Source organism: Sphingobium lactosutens DS20 (assembly GCF_000445105.1).
GTDB classification, from domain to species: Bacteria; Pseudomonadota; Alphaproteobacteria; order Sphingomonadales; family Sphingomonadaceae; genus Sphingobium; species Sphingobium lactosutens.
The window spans coordinates 170,262-186,731 of record NZ_ATDP01000106.1 but is presented as its reverse complement, the minus strand read 5'-3'; the positions used below and the strand labels follow the sequence as shown (position 1 = coordinate 186,731).

Sequence of the window (16,470 nt, the reverse complement as noted above, 5' to 3'; positions counted from 1 at the left end):
CGTCAGCCCAAGATGCAGGCAATGCCGAAAGCGGTTCAGGCCTTTTCCAGCGTGCACTGGAGCGGATGCTGGTTTTGACGGGCGAAATCCATCACCTGGTTCACCTTAGTTTCGGCAACCTCATAGCTGAAGATGCCGCAAATGCCGACGCCGCGTTGATGGACATGCAGCATGACGCGCGTGGCTTCCTCCATGTCCATGCGAAAGAAGCTTTGAAGGACATGCACCACAAATTCCATCGGGGTGTAATCATCGTTGAGCATCAGCACCTTGTAGAGCGACGGCTTCTTGGTGCGGGTGCGCGTACGGGTGGCGATGCCGACATTGGGTCCGCCGGGGCCCTCGCCCTGATCGTCCTGGTCCCGGCCCGCCATGTTCACGGGCCATGATGCGGTGATGAGACTGTTCATGATGCGCAAGGATATGGCGATTCGCCTCGATATGGCAAGGGGGCGACGGGGCGTTTGCCGATCTACCCTCCCCCCAAAAAGACTAGGGCGCCCCCTTCCCTATGGAAGAGGACGCCCTCGATCTGATATTTTCAGGCGGATCGCGCCGATCAGGCGGCGATCGACTTCACCTTGTCGGTGACCAGCGACATGCGCGCGGTCAGCGGCTGGGCGACGTCGCCGGCCAGCTTCATCATCGCTTCGCTGTTCTTCGCAGCTTCCTTGGTGAAGTCATCGAAGCTGCTGGAGAAAAGCTGGCTCTGCAGCTGGAAAAATTCGGTCGGCGTCTTGGCGGTGGCCAGGCTCTTGAACGAAGCGGTCGCCTTTTCGAAATTCTTGCGGGTGAAATCGACGGCTTCCTGGCCCATCATTTCCATGCCCTTGGCGGCGATCTTGCCGGATTCGACCATGGCTTCCATATTGCCCTTGGCCATATCGCTCATTTCCTCGACCGCCTTGGTCGACTTTTCGACATGGGCCTTGGCCTTGTCGTTGAAGTCCGCATAAGCGGTTTCAAACTTCGCCTTGGCATCTTCGGCGAACTTCTTTCCGGTTTCCATAACGTCGTTCATCATCTTGGTTCCTTCTGTCGCGGGCAGCGGATCGGTGGTGGCGGTTGCGGCCATTTCTGTCGGGCTCTTGATCATGGTGGAGGCGGGCGCGGTTGGCGGCGGCGGGGGTGCAGGAGGCGGCGCAGGCTTTGGCGCAGGTTCCGACTGCGGATTGGTTTCAACCGGCTTGAGCGCACCTTCCGGCGCCTCCTTGGCCATTTTGCGCGGCGCCGGCTTCTTACGCGCCGGTTCCGCGCCGATCGCGGCTTCTGCCGCCATCAAGGCTTCGGCAGCCGACATAGTGGTCGACCCGGCTTTCGCGCGCGCTGTAGTCCTCGGTCCCTTGGGGGTATCGGCCATGACCATCCTCCGTTTGTTGCACTGCACAATAGAGAATGAAGTCGGGCTTTGCAAGGCTTATTGTGCGGTGCAGCAAAATTGGATCAACGGTTCGTCGCATTTTTGACGAAAGATGATCCGACGTTACGAAATGCTGGCGCTCAGCGCGATTTCACGTAGCGACCCGGTGCATCCTCAATTGGCTTAAAAGGACCCTTGCCGGGTATGCGCGCGCCCTTGGCCGGCACCATCCTTGAATGGATCTCGCCCAGCCAGGCGCGCCAGTCCGGCCACCAGCTACCCTTGGTCTCGACCGCCTTTTCCAAAAATTGCGCAAGTGTGGGCTGGGCCTCCTCGCACGCCCAATATTGATATTTGCCAGTCGCCGGGGGATTGACCACGCCCGCGATATGACCAGATCCGGCCAGCAGAAAACGCATCGGGCCGCCAAAATGCTCGGTCAGCTTCCACACGCTTTCCAGCGGCGCGATATGATCCTCCTTGCCCGCCTGAACATAGGCCGGGGTGCGGATGGCGCGCAGGTCGATCGGCGTGCCCGCGACGCTGATGGCGCCGGGTGTGACCAGCAAATTGTCGCGATACAGCTGTGTCAGATAATCCTTGTGCCAGCGCGCGGGCAGGTTGGTGGTGTCGCCATTCCAATAGAGCAGGTCGAACGGCGGATAATCCATGCCCAGCAGATAATTGTTGACGACATAGTTCCAGATGAGATCGCGCCCGCGCAACAGGTTGAATGTCGCCGCCATGTAGCGCCCGTCGAGAAAGCCTTGCGCCGACAATTGGTCGACCAGTTTCATCTGCTCATCATCGACGAACAGGCTGAGATCGCCGGCCTGGCTGAAATCCACCTGCGCCGTGAAGAAGGTCGCGCTTGCCACCTTGTCCGCTTCGCCCCTTGCGGCGAGCAGCGCCAGCGTCGCGGCCAGCGTCGTGCCCGCCACGCAATAGCCGATCGTATGCACGCTCTCCACGGCCAGCAGGTCGCGCACGGTATCGATCGCGTCGATCTGGCCGCCCAGGATATAATCGTCCCAGATCAGGTCCTTCATCGACGCGTCGGCCGATTTCCAGGACACGAGGAACACGCTGATCCCCTGATCCACCGCCCATTTGACGAAACTTTTTTCGGGCGAAAGGTCGAGAATATAGAAGCGGTTGATCCATGGCGGGAAGATGATGAGCGGGGTTTCCAGCACCTCTTCAGTCGAAGGCGCATAATGGATCAGCTGGTAGAGCGGGGTTTCATGGATCACCTTGCCCGGCGTCGCGGCGATATTGCGGCCGAGCTCGAACTTCGTGCCGTCGGTGTGCGTGAGCTGTCCCTTCTCCATGTCGGCCAGCATATGCTTAAGGCCGGTGAGCAGATTTTCGCCGCCGCTTTCGATCGTCTTGCGCATGACCTGTGGATTGGTGAGCGGGAAATTGCTGGGCGCCATGGCGTCGAGCAGACCGGTCGTGGCAAAGCGCAGCTTGGCCTTTTGCTTGGGATCGACGCCGTCGACCGCATCGGCCATCTTCATCAGATAATCGGACAGCAGCAGATAGCTTTGGCGAATGAGGTCATAGAAGGGATGCTCGGTCCAGGCCGGGTCGGAAAAGCGCCGGTCCTTGGCGGCGGCCGGACTGGTCTCCGGCGCGGGATCGGGCCGTTCGCGCAGCCGGCCGCCGGCATCCAGAAAACGCTGCCACAGCGCCAGGCCTTCGTCCGCGAAGCTGGTCTGGATGCGTGCGACCAGCGCTGGATCGAACGGCAGCGCATGGCCGGTCGATCCTGCCGCCTGCTCCAGCATCAATTGCTGGGCACGGCCCAGCACCTGCGTCCATTGCTGCATCTCTTCGAGGGTCGGCAGGCGGGGCTCCATGACGTTGCTTTTTTCCATGGCCACCATCCTCTTCCTGGCATTGCACGCGTCGCGGCTTTCGCTGGCATGTCCCGATCCGGCCGGTTATAGCCCGATTATGACACGCCAGAGGCGCGTCACGCACTATTCCCTACAGGATGCTTTCAGGAAAGCCCCAATAATGTCCGAAGAATTCTACCGCATGAAGCGCCTGCCGCCCTATGTCATCGCAGAAGTCAATGCGATGCGGGCCGCGGCGCGCGCGGCGGGGGAGGATATTATCGACCTTGGCATGGGCAATCCTGACCTGCCGCCGCCCGATCATGTCATCGACAAGCTGGTCGAAGTGGCGCGCAAGCCAAGCGCCCATGGCTATAGCCAGTCGCGCGGCATCCCTGGCCTTCGCAAGGCGCAGGCCAATTATTACGGCCGGCGCTTTGGCGTCGACATCGACCCGGAAACCGAGGTCGTCGTCACCATGGGATCGAAGGAGGGGCTGGCGAGCCTCGCCACCGCGATCACCGAGCCAGGCGACGTCGTGCTGGCCCCCAATCCCAGTTATCCGATCCATACCTTCGGCTTCATCATCGCGGGCGCGACGATCCGCTCGGTGCCCACGACGCCGGACGAAAATTATTTCCGGTCGCTCGACCGCGCCATGGCCTTCACCGTGCCGCGCCCCTCGATCCTGGTGGTCAATTACCCCTCCAACCCGACGGCGGAGACGGTGGACCTCGCCTTTTACGAGCGCCTTGTCGCTTGGGCCAAGGAGAACAAGGTCTGGATCCTGTCCGACCTTGCCTATTCCGAGCTTTATTATGACGGCAATCCCACGCCGTCGATCCTGCAAGTGCCCGGCGCGAAGGACGTGGCGATCGAGTTTACATCGCTGTCCAAGACCTATTCCATGGCCGGATGGCGCATGGGCTTTGCCGTGGGCAACGCCAAGCTGATTGCGGCGATGACGCGGGTGAAATCCTATCTCGACTATGGCGCCTTCACGCCCATCCAGGCGGCCGCCTGCGCCGCGCTCAACGGCCCGCAGGATATTGTCGAGAAGAACCGCCTGCTCTACCACAAGCGCCGCGACGTGCTGGTTGAAAGCTTCGGCCGCGCCGGATGGGACATTCCCGCCGCGCGCGCGTCGATGTTCTGCTGGGCGCCCTTGCCGCCGGCGCTGAAGGACATGGGGAGCCTGGAATTTTCCAAGCAGCTGCTTACCCACGCCAAGGTCGCGGTTGCGCCGGGCGTGGGCTATGGCGAGGACGGCGAGGGTTTCGTGCGCATTGCAATGGTGGAAAATGAACAGCGACTGCGACAGGCGGCGCGCAACATCAAAGCCTATCTGAAGTCGATGGGAATCAACACGCCGTCGTCGAAAGGCGCGGCCTGACCCGAGGCGGTGGAGTGACGGCATGAGCGGCATGATCCTGCTTCCCCAGGTCAGCCAGGTGGCGGCAACCATCCAACTGGCGGTCGCGCCGGTGTTCATGCTGGCGGGCCTGGGCGCGTTCCTCAATGTCTGCGCCGGGCGGCTGGCGCGGGTGATCGACCGGGCGCGCAAGGTCGAACAAAGCGTGCTGGTGACACGCGGAGGTGAACATGACCGACTGGTCGCGGAAATCCGCGTGCTCGACAAGCGGATGAGCGTGGTCAACGGCGCGATCTTCCTGTCGGTGGCGTCTGGCTGCGCCATTTGTCTGGTTGTCATGCTGCTGTTCGCCGCAGAACTGTTCAACGCGCATCTGGGCACCGCGATCGCGCTGATCTTCATCTTCGCGATGCTGCTTCAGACCGCCGCCTTTGCCACCTTCATCCAGGAAATAAGGCTCGCGTCTCGCACCATTCACATCCGCAACGAAGTGCTGTTCCACCAGGTCGAGGATGAGGATGATAGCGAGGCCCCGACCGGCGCATGACGAAATTTACCGTCAACGATCGCCCGGTCCAATATCGCATGGACCCCGACACGCCGTTGCTATGGGCGCTGCGCGACGCATCGAACCTCACCGGCACGAAATATGGGTGCGGCACGGGCGACTGCGGCGCCTGCACGGTCGATATTGACGGGGAAGCGGTGCGATCCTGCCAGATCAGCATCGCCAATGCCGAAGGACGGTTCGTCACCACCATCGAGGCGCTGTCACCCGATCGCGGCCACCCGCTGCAACAGGCCTTTGCCGCCGACAATGTGTCGCAATGCGGCTATTGCGTGCCGGGCGTCATCATGGCGGCTTCGGTCCTGCTGCGGCGAAACAGCAATCCGACCGACGAGCAGATCGACACTGCGATCACCAATATCTGCCGCTGCGGCATCTATCCCCGGCTGCGGGGCGCGATCAAGCGCGCGGGCCGGATCATGCGGGGGGAGGAACGGATCGCCGCAGCCCCGCCGCCGGGCATCACGCCGGAGGAAGCAGCGCGCACCGTGCCAGCGCTGGGTCGATCGGCCAGTCCGGCCAAGCAGCAGCCTTAGCCCGTCGCCGGGCCGCGCGGCAGATCAATCCCGCTTGCCGATCACCGGCTCCAGCGCCTGCGCCAGCGTCGCGCCCGAATAGGGTTTCTTGACCAGCGTCACATGCTGAAAACGTGGCGGCAATTCCAGCCCGTCGCCATAGCCGGTGGCAAAGATGAAGGGCACGCCCCTCTCCACCAGAAGGTCCGCAATGGCCAGGCTGTTCTCATGGCCCAGGTTGAAGTCCAGCACGGCCAGATCGACGGGCTGGAGCGCAATCGCTTCGCGCGCGCGTCCGACGCTGGCGGCGGTGAAGACTTCCGCGCCCAGGTCGCGCAGCGCATCCTCGCCATCCATGGCGATGATCATATTATCCTCGACCAGCAGCACATGGCGATTGCGCAGCAAACCCGGTGTGGCGGCGACAATCGGCGCCGCGCGATCGCGCCCGACACTGTCGGGCAGCACCGACACGACATGGCGCGAGGGGATGCAGAAATGCGCCTCTATCCCCGCGAGCCGGTAATTGATTTCGGCATTCCCGCCCAGATCATAGGGGATGGACCGCTCGATCACGGTCGAGCCGAACCCGCGCCGGGTTGGCGCGACGACGGGCGGACCGCCGCTTTCGGTCCAGTCGATCAGCAGGCTGCCATCTTCGTCCACTCGCCAGTCGATCGCAACGATGCCGCCATCGGACAGCGCGCCATATTTGGCGGCGTTGGTCAGCATTTCGTGGATGACGAGCGCCAGGACGGTGAAGCATCCGGGCGTCAGGAGCACATTGGGACCTGTCAGCCGCACGCGATCGCTGCGTTCGGCCAGATAGGCGCCGGCTTCCACCTCAATAAGGTCGATCAGCCGCGCCGGGCTCCAGCGATCGGCGGTGATTTGGTCGTGGGCGCGGGCCAATGCGTGCACGCGGCTTTCCAATGTGCCGATAAAATCGTCGACCGACTGAGCACTCTCGCGCGTCTGGGAGATCAGCCCGCGAATGAGCGACAGGATGTTTCGGACGCGGTGATTGAGTTCGGCGATCAGCAATTCCTGCTTTTCGTTTGCCCGCTGCCGTTCGGCGTCGGCCGAATCGGACAGGCGCAGGATCACCTCCAAAAGCGCGGTGCGCATCGCTTCGGCCACCCGCAATTCGGCAGGAGCGAACGGCCGCGCCGTGCCCTTTACCAGTTCCGACCATTCCTCGAAACTCTTGCGCGGCGTCAGACGCGGGCCGTTGGGGCCATATTCGATATGCTTGTCCTGTTTGCCCGCCCACCGCACGGATCGCAGCTGTTCGGCGCGAAACAGCACGACATAGTCGCGCGGCCGCCGCGAAATCGGAATGGCGAGCAGCCCCGCAGCCCGGTCGGCATGACGGGCCGCATCGGGAATGAGGCGCGTCAGATTGTCGGTGGTGAATATCTGGCTGGCCGCCGTCCGGTTGAGCATCGACACGATCGCGGCGAAGGCTGTCTCATCCGGCGTCAGACCCGACAGGCTGATATGCCCGTCGATATAGACGCCCACGCCATCGGCGGGGATGGTGTCGAACATGATGTCGCCCAGCCAGCGCGCGTTGGACAATAGTTCATGATCCTGCGCCACCGCCGACAGCAGCCGGTCGGCCACCTGCCGCGCCATCCCTTCATAATGCGCCGTTTCCGCGCGCTCGCGGCTTTCGAGCATCATCGAGAATATCTGGCCGAACAGTTCAGCGGCGCTGCGCTGAGCAAAGGTCGGCAGCCGCGGCGCATAATGATGGCAGGCGAACAGCCCCCAAAGCTTGCCACCGACGATGATGGAAGTCGACAGCGACGCGCCGACGCCCATGTTGCGCAGATATTCGATATGGATGGGCGACACTGCGCGCGTCAGGCACAGCGACATGTCGAGCGCCGCGCCATGAGGGTCGAGCGCCGGCATGACCGGCACCGGATCCGCCTGCACATCGGCGATAATGCGGAAGATATTGCGCAAATAGAGGGCACGCGCCTGCGCCGGGATGTCGGAGGCGGGATAATGGAGGCCAAAGAAGCTTTCGATACCCGGCCGCAAGGCTTCTGCGACCACTTCGCCATCACCGCCATCGGCGAAGCGATAGACCATGACGCGGTCGAAACCGGTCAAGGCGCGCACCTGCCGCGCGCCATCGCGCAGGAAGGCGGACATGGTTTCGGCTTGCGCCAGACGCGACACCATGGAGCGGACGGTGCTGCTCGCCTCCATTTCGTCATGGCTGGCCGGTTCCGCTTCGACGATGACCGACTGGCCGGAAAAATGAACGGCCACGTCAAATTCGGGCCCGTCCTTGATCAGCGGAATGGAAAAGAGCCGCTCGACCGAGTCCGGCCCGCGCAACAGGGTGATGCGGTTGCGCAGCGCGTGGATGGCATCGGTTTCGAATATGTCCGCGATCGGGCGGCCCAGCATTTCGTCGGGCGACAGGCCGATAAATTGCGCGCTGTTGGCCGACACTCGCGCCACCAACCAATCGGCCGTCAGCGCGATGAGAAAACCGAACGGCTGCACCGCGCCCAGAATATGGATCGGCTCACGGTCGCAATTGCCCAGATCGACCGCGAAGTCGGGACCGGTCGCCTTGTCGCCAGGATCGCCTTCAGCCATGCGCCACCGCCTTCTGCGCTGTCGCGCCTTCGGCAAAAAGGGCGAAGGCGGCGAGCGCGCCCTGCACGGCATCGTTCAGCCAGCCTTCGCCGCCCTCCGCCGCAGCACCGTCAAGCGCGCGCTGGAAGGCCAACCAGTCGCCCTTGCCATGGGTCGCGGACAGATAGGCGCTGGGCAGCCCGGCCCCTACCCGACGCGCAAGGAACGCGCCGCCCAATCGCGACCCTTCCAGCGCATAGAGCAAGCCCCAGCGATAGCCGTCACTTGGTTCAGCCGTCAGGCTGAGCGGTTGCGGCTGCGTAACGCCCAAGGCCGCAAGGTCCTGCGCCAGCAACGGCATACGCGCCTGATCCGGACGCGCGACCGGCTCCAGCGCCGACAGGGCGCGGCTGTGCGCACTTAAAAAATCGGCATAATCATCAGGCTGATCGAGGGAAAAACCGGCGAACAGAGAATCGACCCGGTCGTGGCTCGCCATCGTCGCGTCTCGCAAGGCCTGACGGGTGCGGCCAGCATCGGGGGATTTCGTCACTCGGCAGTCCTAAGGGGGATGGGAAACAATGTCTTTAATCTGAATCAGGCACAGCAAAGCCGTGCAGGCCGTTTCGACACACTAGCCCTTCGTTTTAAGCGTTACCTGCCCCAAAAGCCATATTGGGGAGCGAGATTCTTTCATATTGCTGACATCAAGGTTCAGCCGTCGCTCACTGTATCCCGGATATAGACCGATCATCAGGGGCAAAGTGTCCCTTTAGAAGAAAGTGCTGGACCCATGTTCAAGAAGATCATGCTGGCAGGATTGATGAGCGCCACGGTGCTGGGCGGCATTGCGCCCGCTTATGCGCAGGAGCGTGCCCCACGTGGCGAACGGGGTGTTCGCAATGAGGATGGCGCCGCCATGTCGCGGGGAAATCGCATGAGCCAGCCGCGCGGCGACGCAAACCGCGCGCCCAGAGCGCAACCGCGGGCCGAACAGCCGCGTCAGATGGCGCCGGTCAGGCCCGACAATCGCCTGCGCGGCGACGCCGCCCGTGCCGTCGATCAGGCGCGCGAGCGGCGCGATCAGTGGCAGGCCGGGCGTGCCGAACGCCGCGCGGACCTCGACAACCGGCGCGAGGATCGTCGGGACTGGCGTTCGGATCAACGGGATCAACGTCGCGACGACCGGCAGGACTGGCGCGCGGATCGTCGCGATGACCGGCAGGATCGCCGTGACGATCGCCGCGACTGGCGCTCCGACCGACGCGATGATCGGGCCGATTGGCGCAGTGATCGCCGCGACGCTCGACCAGGTGACTCTCGTCCGGGTGACTGGCGCTGGACGGGCGGGCGTGAGCGCGTCGACGTGCGCCGTTACGACAATCGCACGCGGTGGACCAACCAGCGCCGCTGGGACAATGGCTGGCGTCAGGACCGTCGTTACGACTGGCGCAGCTATCGCAACCGCTATGGCGATCGCTACCGGGTCGGTCGCTATTATGCGCCGCGCGGGTGGTCCTATGGCTATCGGTCTTTCTCAGTCGGTTTTTTCCTGAACGATCTGCTCTACGCCAATAATTACTGGATCAACGATCCCTACGCCTATCGTCTGCCACCAGCATATGGCTCGCTGCGCTGGATCCGCTATTATGACGATGCGCTGCTGGTCGATATTCGCGACGGCTATGTCGTTGATGTCATTCGCGACTTCTTCTGGTGAGGCTCTGTTGGTGTGAACATACGGCTTCCTGAACTGGCCTTCAGGAGTCCCTGACCCCGGCGCGGTGACGCGTCGGGGTCTTTTCATGGCCCGCCTCCCTGTGGCAGGGAAAAGGCATGACCGCCTCATTTAACGCAGACCCCGCCGATGATGGCGGTATCGCTTCCCCAACGCGTGCAGCCATAGGCGATGCCGTGCGTGCACGGCTGGAACGCAATCCGATGGTGAGCCGTATCGAAACGCCGCATCTCGACATATTCGGCCGACAGGATTTTCTCAGCCAAGACGAATGCGCGGGGCTGCGCAGCCTGATCGACGCCCATGCGCAGCCCTCGACGCTGTTTTCCGGCAGCGCCAATGCCGACTATCGCACCAGCCACAGCGGTAACTTGTCGCCATGGGACCCGCTGGTCGAAACCATCACCGCGCGGATCTGCGCCCTCACGGGCCTGCCCGCCGCCCATGGCGAAACCTTGCAGGGCCAGCGCTACACCCAGGGCCAGGAATATAAGGTCCATTGCGACTATTTCCCGGTCGCGGCGGATTATTGGCAGAGGATGCGTGGCACCGGGGGGCAACGGACTTGGACGGCGATGATCTATCTGTCCGCGGTGGACGCCGGGGGAGAAACCCATTTTCCGCAATGCGAATTCATGGTGCCGCCGGTCGAGGGCATGATCCTGATCTGGAACAATATGGACAGGGACGGCGCCCCCAATCGCTTCAGCCTGCACGCCGCCCGGCCCGTGGAGCGCGGGACCAAATATGTCGTCACCAAATGGTTTCGCGAGCGGCCATGGCGCTGATCGCCTGATACATATTGCGACATAAATGACTGGAATCTGACGGCACCATTCCCGATCCGTTCAGCCGCGCGGGGCCATATCTCTCCTTACTGGCGCAGGAACCGGCAAGCCAAGCCAAGGGTTCGACGCCAAGCTGAATGGGAGACCAAAGATGCGTAAACTGATTCTATTGGGCCTGCTGGCCGCCACCGTCGCCCCCAGTGTCGCTTCGGCCCAGTCCTATGGCGAAGCGCGCCGCAGCGAGCGGCAATTGCGCGAGGAAAAGCGCGATCTGCGCCAGGCGCAGCGTTATGGCGATCGCCGCGACGTGCGCGAACAGCGCCGCGACGTGCGCGAAGCCCGTCGCGAAGTGCGCGAGGACTGGCGCGACTATCGCCGCAGCCATCGCAACGTCTATCGCGGCGGCAACTGGCGCGCGCCCTTCCGCTACACCGCCTGGAACACCGGCGCGCGGCTGCGTCCGGCTTATTACAGCTCACGCTATTATATCGCCGACCCCTATCGCTATCGCCTGCCCCGCCCGGGCGCGAACCTGCGCTGGGTCCGCCACTATAACGACGTGCTGCTGGTGAACGTCCGCACCGGACGGGTGATGCAGGTGCATCGCGGCTTCTTCTGGTAAGCCGGCAGACCAATAGCAAAGCGGCCCCGCTCCATATGGAGCGGGGCCGCTTTGCTGCGCATATTATTCAGATTGGCATCATTCCGCCCTTGGCCGCGCCGCCCGTTGCCGGGCGCACGCGGCCGATAATGCGCGCGAAGCGCATCATCAGTCCGAAAGGGGGGTGGACCACAGGGGCAAACGCCGTTTTGCGGCCATTGTTCCCCCATGTTGCCGGATCAGGCGGCCAGCGCCTCCGCGATCAGCTTGCGGCTGTTTTCGATGCCGTAAAGGGCGATGAAACTGCCCATGCGCGGCCCCTGATCCGCGCCCAGCAGCGTCTGATACAGCGCCTTGAACCAGTCACGCAGTTCGGCAAATCCGAATGCGTCGTCCTTACCGATAGCGTAGACGATATTCTGGATGTCTTCCGCAGATGCGTCGGCGGGCAGCGCCGCCAATTCCTCGTCGAGCCGCTTGAGCGCCACCGCCTCATGCGCTTCGGGCGCGCGGCGCCGGAGCGTCGGCGCAACGAAATCGCGATGATAGGCGAGTGCATGACCGATCAGCGCATCGAGTTCGGGATAGGTATCGACGCTGGCGCCCGGCACATAATTTTGCAGATAGCCCCAGACCTGTTCGCGGCTCGCATCGCCCATGACGCCGACCAGGTTCAGCAGCAGGCCAAAGGTTACGGGCAGCTCGCCCTGCGGCAGCTTGCCGTCATGGATATGATGCACCGGGTTGCCGAGTTGCTGATCGATCGTCTGGCGCGGATAATTGCCGCGGAACTGCCAATATTCGTCCACAGCGCGCGGGATCACGCCCATGTGCAGCTGCTTGGCCTTTTTGGGTTCGCGATAAGCGTAGAAGGCAAGGCTTTCCTGCGGGCCATAGGTCAGCCATTGCTCAAGGCTGAGGCCATTGCCCTTTGACTTGGAAATCTTCTCGCCCTTTTCGTCGAGGAACATCTCGTAGTTGAAGCCTTCGGGCGGGCGTCCGCCGAGCGCGCGACAAATCTTGGACGATTGCGTGACAGAATCGATCAGGTCCTTGCCCGCCATTTCATAGTCGACGCCCAGCGCATACCAGCGCATCGCCCAGTCGACCTTCCATTGCAGCTTGGCGCCGCCCGACAGGATAGACTGTTCGATCGTCTCGCCATCATCCTCGAAGCGCACCAGGCCCGCTTCTGCGTCGATCACCTCGACGGGCACCTGAAGGACGATGCCGCTCCTGGGGCTGATCGGCAGGACGGGCGAATAGGTCGCCTGCCGCTCCTTGCGCAGCGTCGGCAACATGATGTCCATGATCGCCTGGTAGCGCCGCAGCACCTGCCGCAGCGCGCCGTCGAAAGCGCCCGCGCGATATTGCTCGGTCGCCGACACGAACTCGTAATCGAAACCGAAGCGGTCGAGAAATTCCCGCAGCATCGCATTATTATGATGGGCGAAACTTTCGAACTTTTCGAACGGATCGGGCACCTGCGTCAGCGGCTTTCCCAGATGCGCATTGAGCATCGCCTGGTTGGGCACATTGTCGGGCACCTTGCGCAGCCCGTCCATGTCGTCACTGAACGCCACCAGGCGCGTCGGAATATCCGACAGCGCGTGATAGGCATTGCGCACCATCGTCGTGCGCAGCACTTCGTTAAATGTGCCGATATGCGGCAGACCCGATGGACCATAGCCGGTTTCGAACAGGATATGCCCTTTGTCCGGCGCGCCATTGGGATAGCGCTTCAGCAGCTTGCGCGCTTCTTCATAGGGCCAGGCCTTGGACGCCTGAGCGGCGATACGGAGCGGATCGGGCATAGTCATGATGGACAGCCCCTAGTCCCGACGGCAAGGAAAGAAAACGCCTTTTGATGACAAAGGTCGACAGGAAGCATGCGCCGCTTTGCGTCGTCGATGTACAATATGCTATAGTTGCGCGAAGTGGAGGCGATATGCACGTACAACGCGGCCATCAACGCGTGTCTGTCGAGATACCTGTTATCGTGACGACCGTTCTGGATTGTCAGGACGGAGTGGTCATCGATCTGAGTGAGGGCGGCGCGCAGGTGTCGGGATGTTCCCTGCCTGCGGGGACATCCTGCCAGCTGGATCTGGATGGTCATATCACCTTCGGACTGGTGCGCTGGTCCGAAGAGGATCGCATGGGCATCCGTTTCCCTTATCCGCTTGTCGAAGGCCCCTTGTTCGACAAGCTGATGCTGGCGCGCGCGGCGCGCACCGAGGCGATGAGCGTGCCGCCGCGCGTGCAGGGCGTCGGTTTTGGCCGCCGCATGGGCTGAAACAGGTTTTCCTTTTGTTCCCGCTGCTCTAAGCCAGCGGGGTGATTGATCCCGCCTCCCTGCCAGCGCTCCACGCCAGCCATGGCGGCATCTGGCTTCGCGAAGACGGCCGCACCATGGGCCTTGCCAAGGGGCAGGCCATCGCCCGCGCGGCCGAAACACCGGTTCTACTGCTCAATGCCCCGTTGACCGGCCAGCGACTGGGCTATCCTGAACTCAATGGCCTTGACCTGCTGGAGCTTTGGGCCTTCCTCCACCCCGCCCGCTTCCTGGTGCCAACGCCCAAGGGGCTGGCGGCGGCGCTGAATCTGCCCGCGCCGGCGCAGGAAGGCGAGATCCCCGGCTTGCTGCAACAGGCCGCGACGCTGCTGCTGGAACGGCTGGAGGCATCCGACTGGCCGGAGCGGGAAGGCGGCTGGACCGCGGCGCAGGCGCTGCATCGGCTGCGCTGGCCCTGGTCGCCACTGGTTGTGCCGCGCATCCCGCGCCCCAAGGATGCGGATCGCTGGCTTTTTTCCAAATTGCCCGAATGGGAGGAGGCGCAGCCCCGCCCTGCCCCGCGCACCATCACCCTGAACGAGAATCAGGTGCTGGCCCGGCTCGACGCGCTGACCGGCGCTGCGGCCGAGCCACGCCCCGGCCAGCGCGCCTATGCCGCCGCCGCCAGCGCAGCCTTCACCCCCAAACGCCATCGCGATCAGCCCAATATGCTGCTGGCCGAAGCGGGCACGGGCATCGGCAAGACCCTGGGCTATCTCGCGCCCGCGTCGCTATGGGCCAGCGAAGCGCAGGGGACGGTATGGGTGTCGACCTATACCAAGGCGCTGCAACGCCAGCTTGATCGCGAATCCCTGCGGCTGTTTCCCGATCCGGCACTGGCGGCGAGGCGCGTCGTCGTCCGCAAGGGACGCGAAAATTATCTCTGCCTCCTCAATCTGGAGGATGCGTTGCAAGGCGGCTTTGCCGGGCGCGCGGCGATCTTGGCGCAACTGGTGGCGCGATGGGCGGCGTTTACCAAGGATGGCGACATGGTGGGCGGCGATCTTCCCGGCTGGCTGCCGACGCTGTTCCGCCGCAACGGCTCCACCGCGCTCACCGACCGGCGCGGCGAGTGCATTTATGCCGGCTGTCCGCACTATCGCAAATGCTTCATCGAGCGCTCGGCCCGGGCGAGCGCGGACGCGGACATCGTCATCGCCAATCATGCGCTGGTCATGATCAACGCCGCGCGCGGGCGCGAAACGGGACAGCGGCCGCAGCGCATCGTCTTCGACGAAGGCCATCATCTGTTCGACGCAGCCGATTCGACCTTTTCGGTGGCGCTGTCGGGCCAGGAAGCGATCGAGCTGCGCCGGTGGATCATGGGGCCTGAGGGCGGATCGCGTGGCCGCAGGCGGGGCCTTGCCGCGCGCCTGTCCGATCTTGCCAGCTATGATGAGGAAGGCGGTCAGGCGATCCGCGCCGCCATCGACGCGGCGCAGGCGCTGCCCGCCGATGACTGGTTGAAACGGGTGGTGGCGGGCGAGCCATTCGGGCCATTGGAGGCGCTGCTCGCGGCGGTGCGCGGCACCGTCTACACCCGCGCCGCCGATGCAGGCGAAGCGGACGCCGGCTACGGGCTGGAAACCGAACTGGCCGAACCCGACGGCGTATTGGTGGAAGCGGCGCAGGAAGCGGCGCTGGCGCTCGATGCGCTGATCAAGCCGCTGGTGCGCCTCGCCCGCCGGCTGGAAGCGGTCATCGAGGATGCGCCGGACTGGCTGGATGGCGCGGCGCGGGCGCGGGTCGAAGGCGCGATCGCATCGCTGGGCTGGCGGCGCGACCTGATCGCCGCCTGGCTGGCGCTGCTGGCACGGATCGGCGGCCCGGCCGATCCCGACTTTGTCGACTGGATGACCGTCGACCGGGTCGAAGGGCGCGAATATGATATCGGCATCCACCGCCATTGGCTGGACCCGACCCGCCCCCTCGCCGAAACCGTGCTGAAACCCGCGCAGGGCGTGCTCATCACCTCGGCCACGCTCAAGGGCGGGGGTGAATGGGACAATGCCGAAGCCCGCGCCGGCGCGATCCACTTGCCCCATGGCGCGCAACGGTTCGAGGCAAGCAGCCCGTTCGACTATCCCGAACGGGCCGAAGTGCTGATCGTCACCGACATCAAGCGCGGCGATATTGCGGGCCTGTCGGGCGCCTATGGCCGGTTGATCGAGGCGGCGGGCGGTGGGACGCTGGGCCTGTTCACGGCCATTCGCCGGCTGCGCGCGGTCCATGCCCGCATCGCCGACCGGCTCGCCCGCGCGGGCCTGCCGCTCTACGCCCAGCATGTCGATCCGATGGACACCGGCACGCTGGTCGACATTTTTCGTGACGACCCGCGTGCGTCGCTGCTGGGCACGGACGCCTTGCGGGACGGGGTCGATGTGCCGGGCCATTCGCTGCGGCTGGTGGTGATGGAGGGCGTGCCATGGTCCAAGCCCACGGTGCTGCATGCCGCGCGACGGCTGGCGGGCGGGGGCAGCGCCTATGACGATCGGCTGATCCGCGCCCGGCTGGCGCAGGCCTTTGGCCGCCTGATCCGCCGGGCCGAAGATCGGGGCAGCTTCGTCATTCTGTCCGCCGCCATGCCCAGCCGCCTGCTCTCCGCCTTTCCGCCCGGAACACCCGTGCGCCGGCTGACCCTGGACGAAGCGATTATCGCCGTCAGCCGATCGGCCCGAAGCGAAAGCCTTGGCGAACGCGCCGCCATCGGGCATCAGGGGCACGAATCCGGCTTGCCCCGACAGGAGTGAT

14 protein-coding genes are annotated in these 16,470 nt (G+C 63.8%); 8 read left to right on the top strand and 6 right to left on the bottom strand.

Annotated features, from left to right (window positions below; translation table 11 throughout):
• Nucleotides 1–35: 35 nt before the first annotated feature.
• From clpS to RLDS_RS49740, 3 genes are all read right to left on the bottom strand, one after another.
• The gene (clpS, locus tag RLDS_RS49750; protein ID WP_009822770.1) at nucleotides 36–410 is read right to left on the bottom strand and encodes an ATP-dependent Clp protease adapter ClpS; all 375 of its coding nucleotides are present in this window, start codon (nucleotides 408–410) and stop codon (nucleotides 36–38) included.
• Between the two features lie 149 nt (nucleotides 411–559).
• Nucleotides 560–1,360 carry a phasin family protein gene (locus tag RLDS_RS49745; protein WP_031298894.1) on the bottom strand — a complete coding sequence of 267 codons (801 nt, stop codon included), beginning with the start codon at nucleotides 1,358–1,360 and terminating at the stop codon, nucleotides 560–562.
• A 140-nt stretch (nucleotides 1,361–1,500) separates the two neighbouring features.
• A complete protein-coding gene (locus tag RLDS_RS49740) occupies nucleotides 1,501–3,240 on the bottom strand; it encodes a PHA/PHB synthase family protein (RefSeq protein WP_031298892.1) in 1,740 nt (579 codons plus the stop codon).
• 142 nt (nucleotides 3,241–3,382) lie between these two features.
• Here RLDS_RS49740 and RLDS_RS49735 point away from each other — a divergent pair, with 142 nt between their 5' ends.
• From RLDS_RS49735 to RLDS_RS49725, 3 genes are read left to right on the top strand one after another with little or no spacing between them, the layout of a single operon-like run.
• On the top strand, nucleotides 3,383–4,594 hold the full coding sequence (locus RLDS_RS49735) for an LL-diaminopimelate aminotransferase (RefSeq protein WP_021227912.1): 1,212 nt from the start codon (nucleotides 3,383–3,385) through the stop codon (nucleotides 4,592–4,594).
• 31 nt (nucleotides 4,595–4,625) lie between these two features.
• On the top strand, nucleotides 4,626–5,120 hold the full coding sequence (locus RLDS_RS49730) for a DUF2721 domain-containing protein (protein ID WP_031298891.1): 495 nt from the start codon (nucleotides 4,626–4,628) through the stop codon (nucleotides 5,118–5,120).
• On the top strand, nucleotides 5,117–5,677 hold the full coding sequence (locus RLDS_RS49725) for a (2Fe-2S)-binding protein (RefSeq protein WP_021227910.1): 561 nt from the start codon (nucleotides 5,117–5,119) through the stop codon (nucleotides 5,675–5,677). Before RLDS_RS49730 ends, RLDS_RS49725 begins: the two co-directional genes overlap by 4 nt.
• A gap of 24 nt (nucleotides 5,678–5,701) precedes the next feature.
• Here the strand turns inward: RLDS_RS49725 and RLDS_RS49720 are convergent, their stop codons facing one another.
• Both RLDS_RS49720 and RLDS_RS49715 read right to left on the bottom strand, forming a co-directional pair.
• A complete protein-coding gene (locus RLDS_RS49720; protein WP_021227909.1) occupies nucleotides 5,702–8,278 on the bottom strand; it encodes an HWE histidine kinase domain-containing protein in 2,577 nt (858 codons plus the stop codon).
• The gene (locus RLDS_RS49715; protein WP_031298890.1) at nucleotides 8,271–8,810 is read right to left on the bottom strand and encodes a biliverdin-producing heme oxygenase; all 540 of its coding nucleotides are present in this window, start codon (nucleotides 8,808–8,810) and stop codon (nucleotides 8,271–8,273) included. Before RLDS_RS49715 ends, RLDS_RS49720 begins: the two co-directional genes overlap by 8 nt.
• 240 nt (nucleotides 8,811–9,050) lie before the next feature.
• On the opposite strand from RLDS_RS49715, the gene RLDS_RS49710 reads away from it, so the two are divergent.
• The 3 genes from RLDS_RS49710 (at nucleotide 9,051) to RLDS_RS49700 (ending at nucleotide 11,405) form a co-directional block, all read left to right on the top strand.
• Nucleotides 9,051–9,977, top strand: coding sequence for an RcnB family protein (locus RLDS_RS49710; protein WP_021227907.1), 927 nt, complete (start codon nucleotides 9,051–9,053; stop codon nucleotides 9,975–9,977).
• Between the two features lie 116 nt (nucleotides 9,978–10,093).
• A complete protein-coding gene (locus RLDS_RS49705; protein ID WP_021227906.1) occupies nucleotides 10,094–10,783 on the top strand; it encodes a prolyl hydroxylase family protein in 690 nt (229 codons plus the stop codon).
• Nucleotides 10,784–10,934: 151 nt separating this feature from the next.
• A complete protein-coding gene (locus tag RLDS_RS49700) occupies nucleotides 10,935–11,405 on the top strand; it encodes an RcnB family protein (protein WP_021227905.1) in 471 nt (156 codons plus the stop codon).
• 218 nt (nucleotides 11,406–11,623) lie between these two features.
• On the opposite strand, the gene RLDS_RS49695 is transcribed toward RLDS_RS49700, so the two are convergent.
• Nucleotides 11,624–13,204: a lysine--tRNA ligase gene (locus RLDS_RS49695; RefSeq protein WP_031298887.1), complete on the bottom strand. Its 1,581-nt coding sequence runs from the start codon at nucleotides 13,202–13,204 to the stop codon at nucleotides 11,624–11,626.
• A gap of 128 nt (nucleotides 13,205–13,332) precedes the next feature.
• On the opposite strand from RLDS_RS49695, the gene RLDS_RS49690 reads away from it, so the two are divergent.
• Both RLDS_RS49690 and RLDS_RS49685 read left to right on the top strand, forming a co-directional pair.
• On the top strand, nucleotides 13,333–13,680 hold the full coding sequence (locus RLDS_RS49690; RefSeq protein ID WP_031298886.1) for a PilZ domain-containing protein: 348 nt from the start codon (nucleotides 13,333–13,335) through the stop codon (nucleotides 13,678–13,680).
• A gap of 41 nt (nucleotides 13,681–13,721) precedes the next feature.
• Nucleotides 13,722–16,469 (top strand): ATP-dependent DNA helicase, encoded by a 2,748-nt coding sequence (locus tag RLDS_RS49685; RefSeq protein ID WP_021227902.1) that lies wholly within the window; start codon nucleotides 13,722–13,724, stop codon nucleotides 16,467–16,469.
• The last annotated feature ends 1 nt before the right edge of the window (nucleotide 16,470 follow it).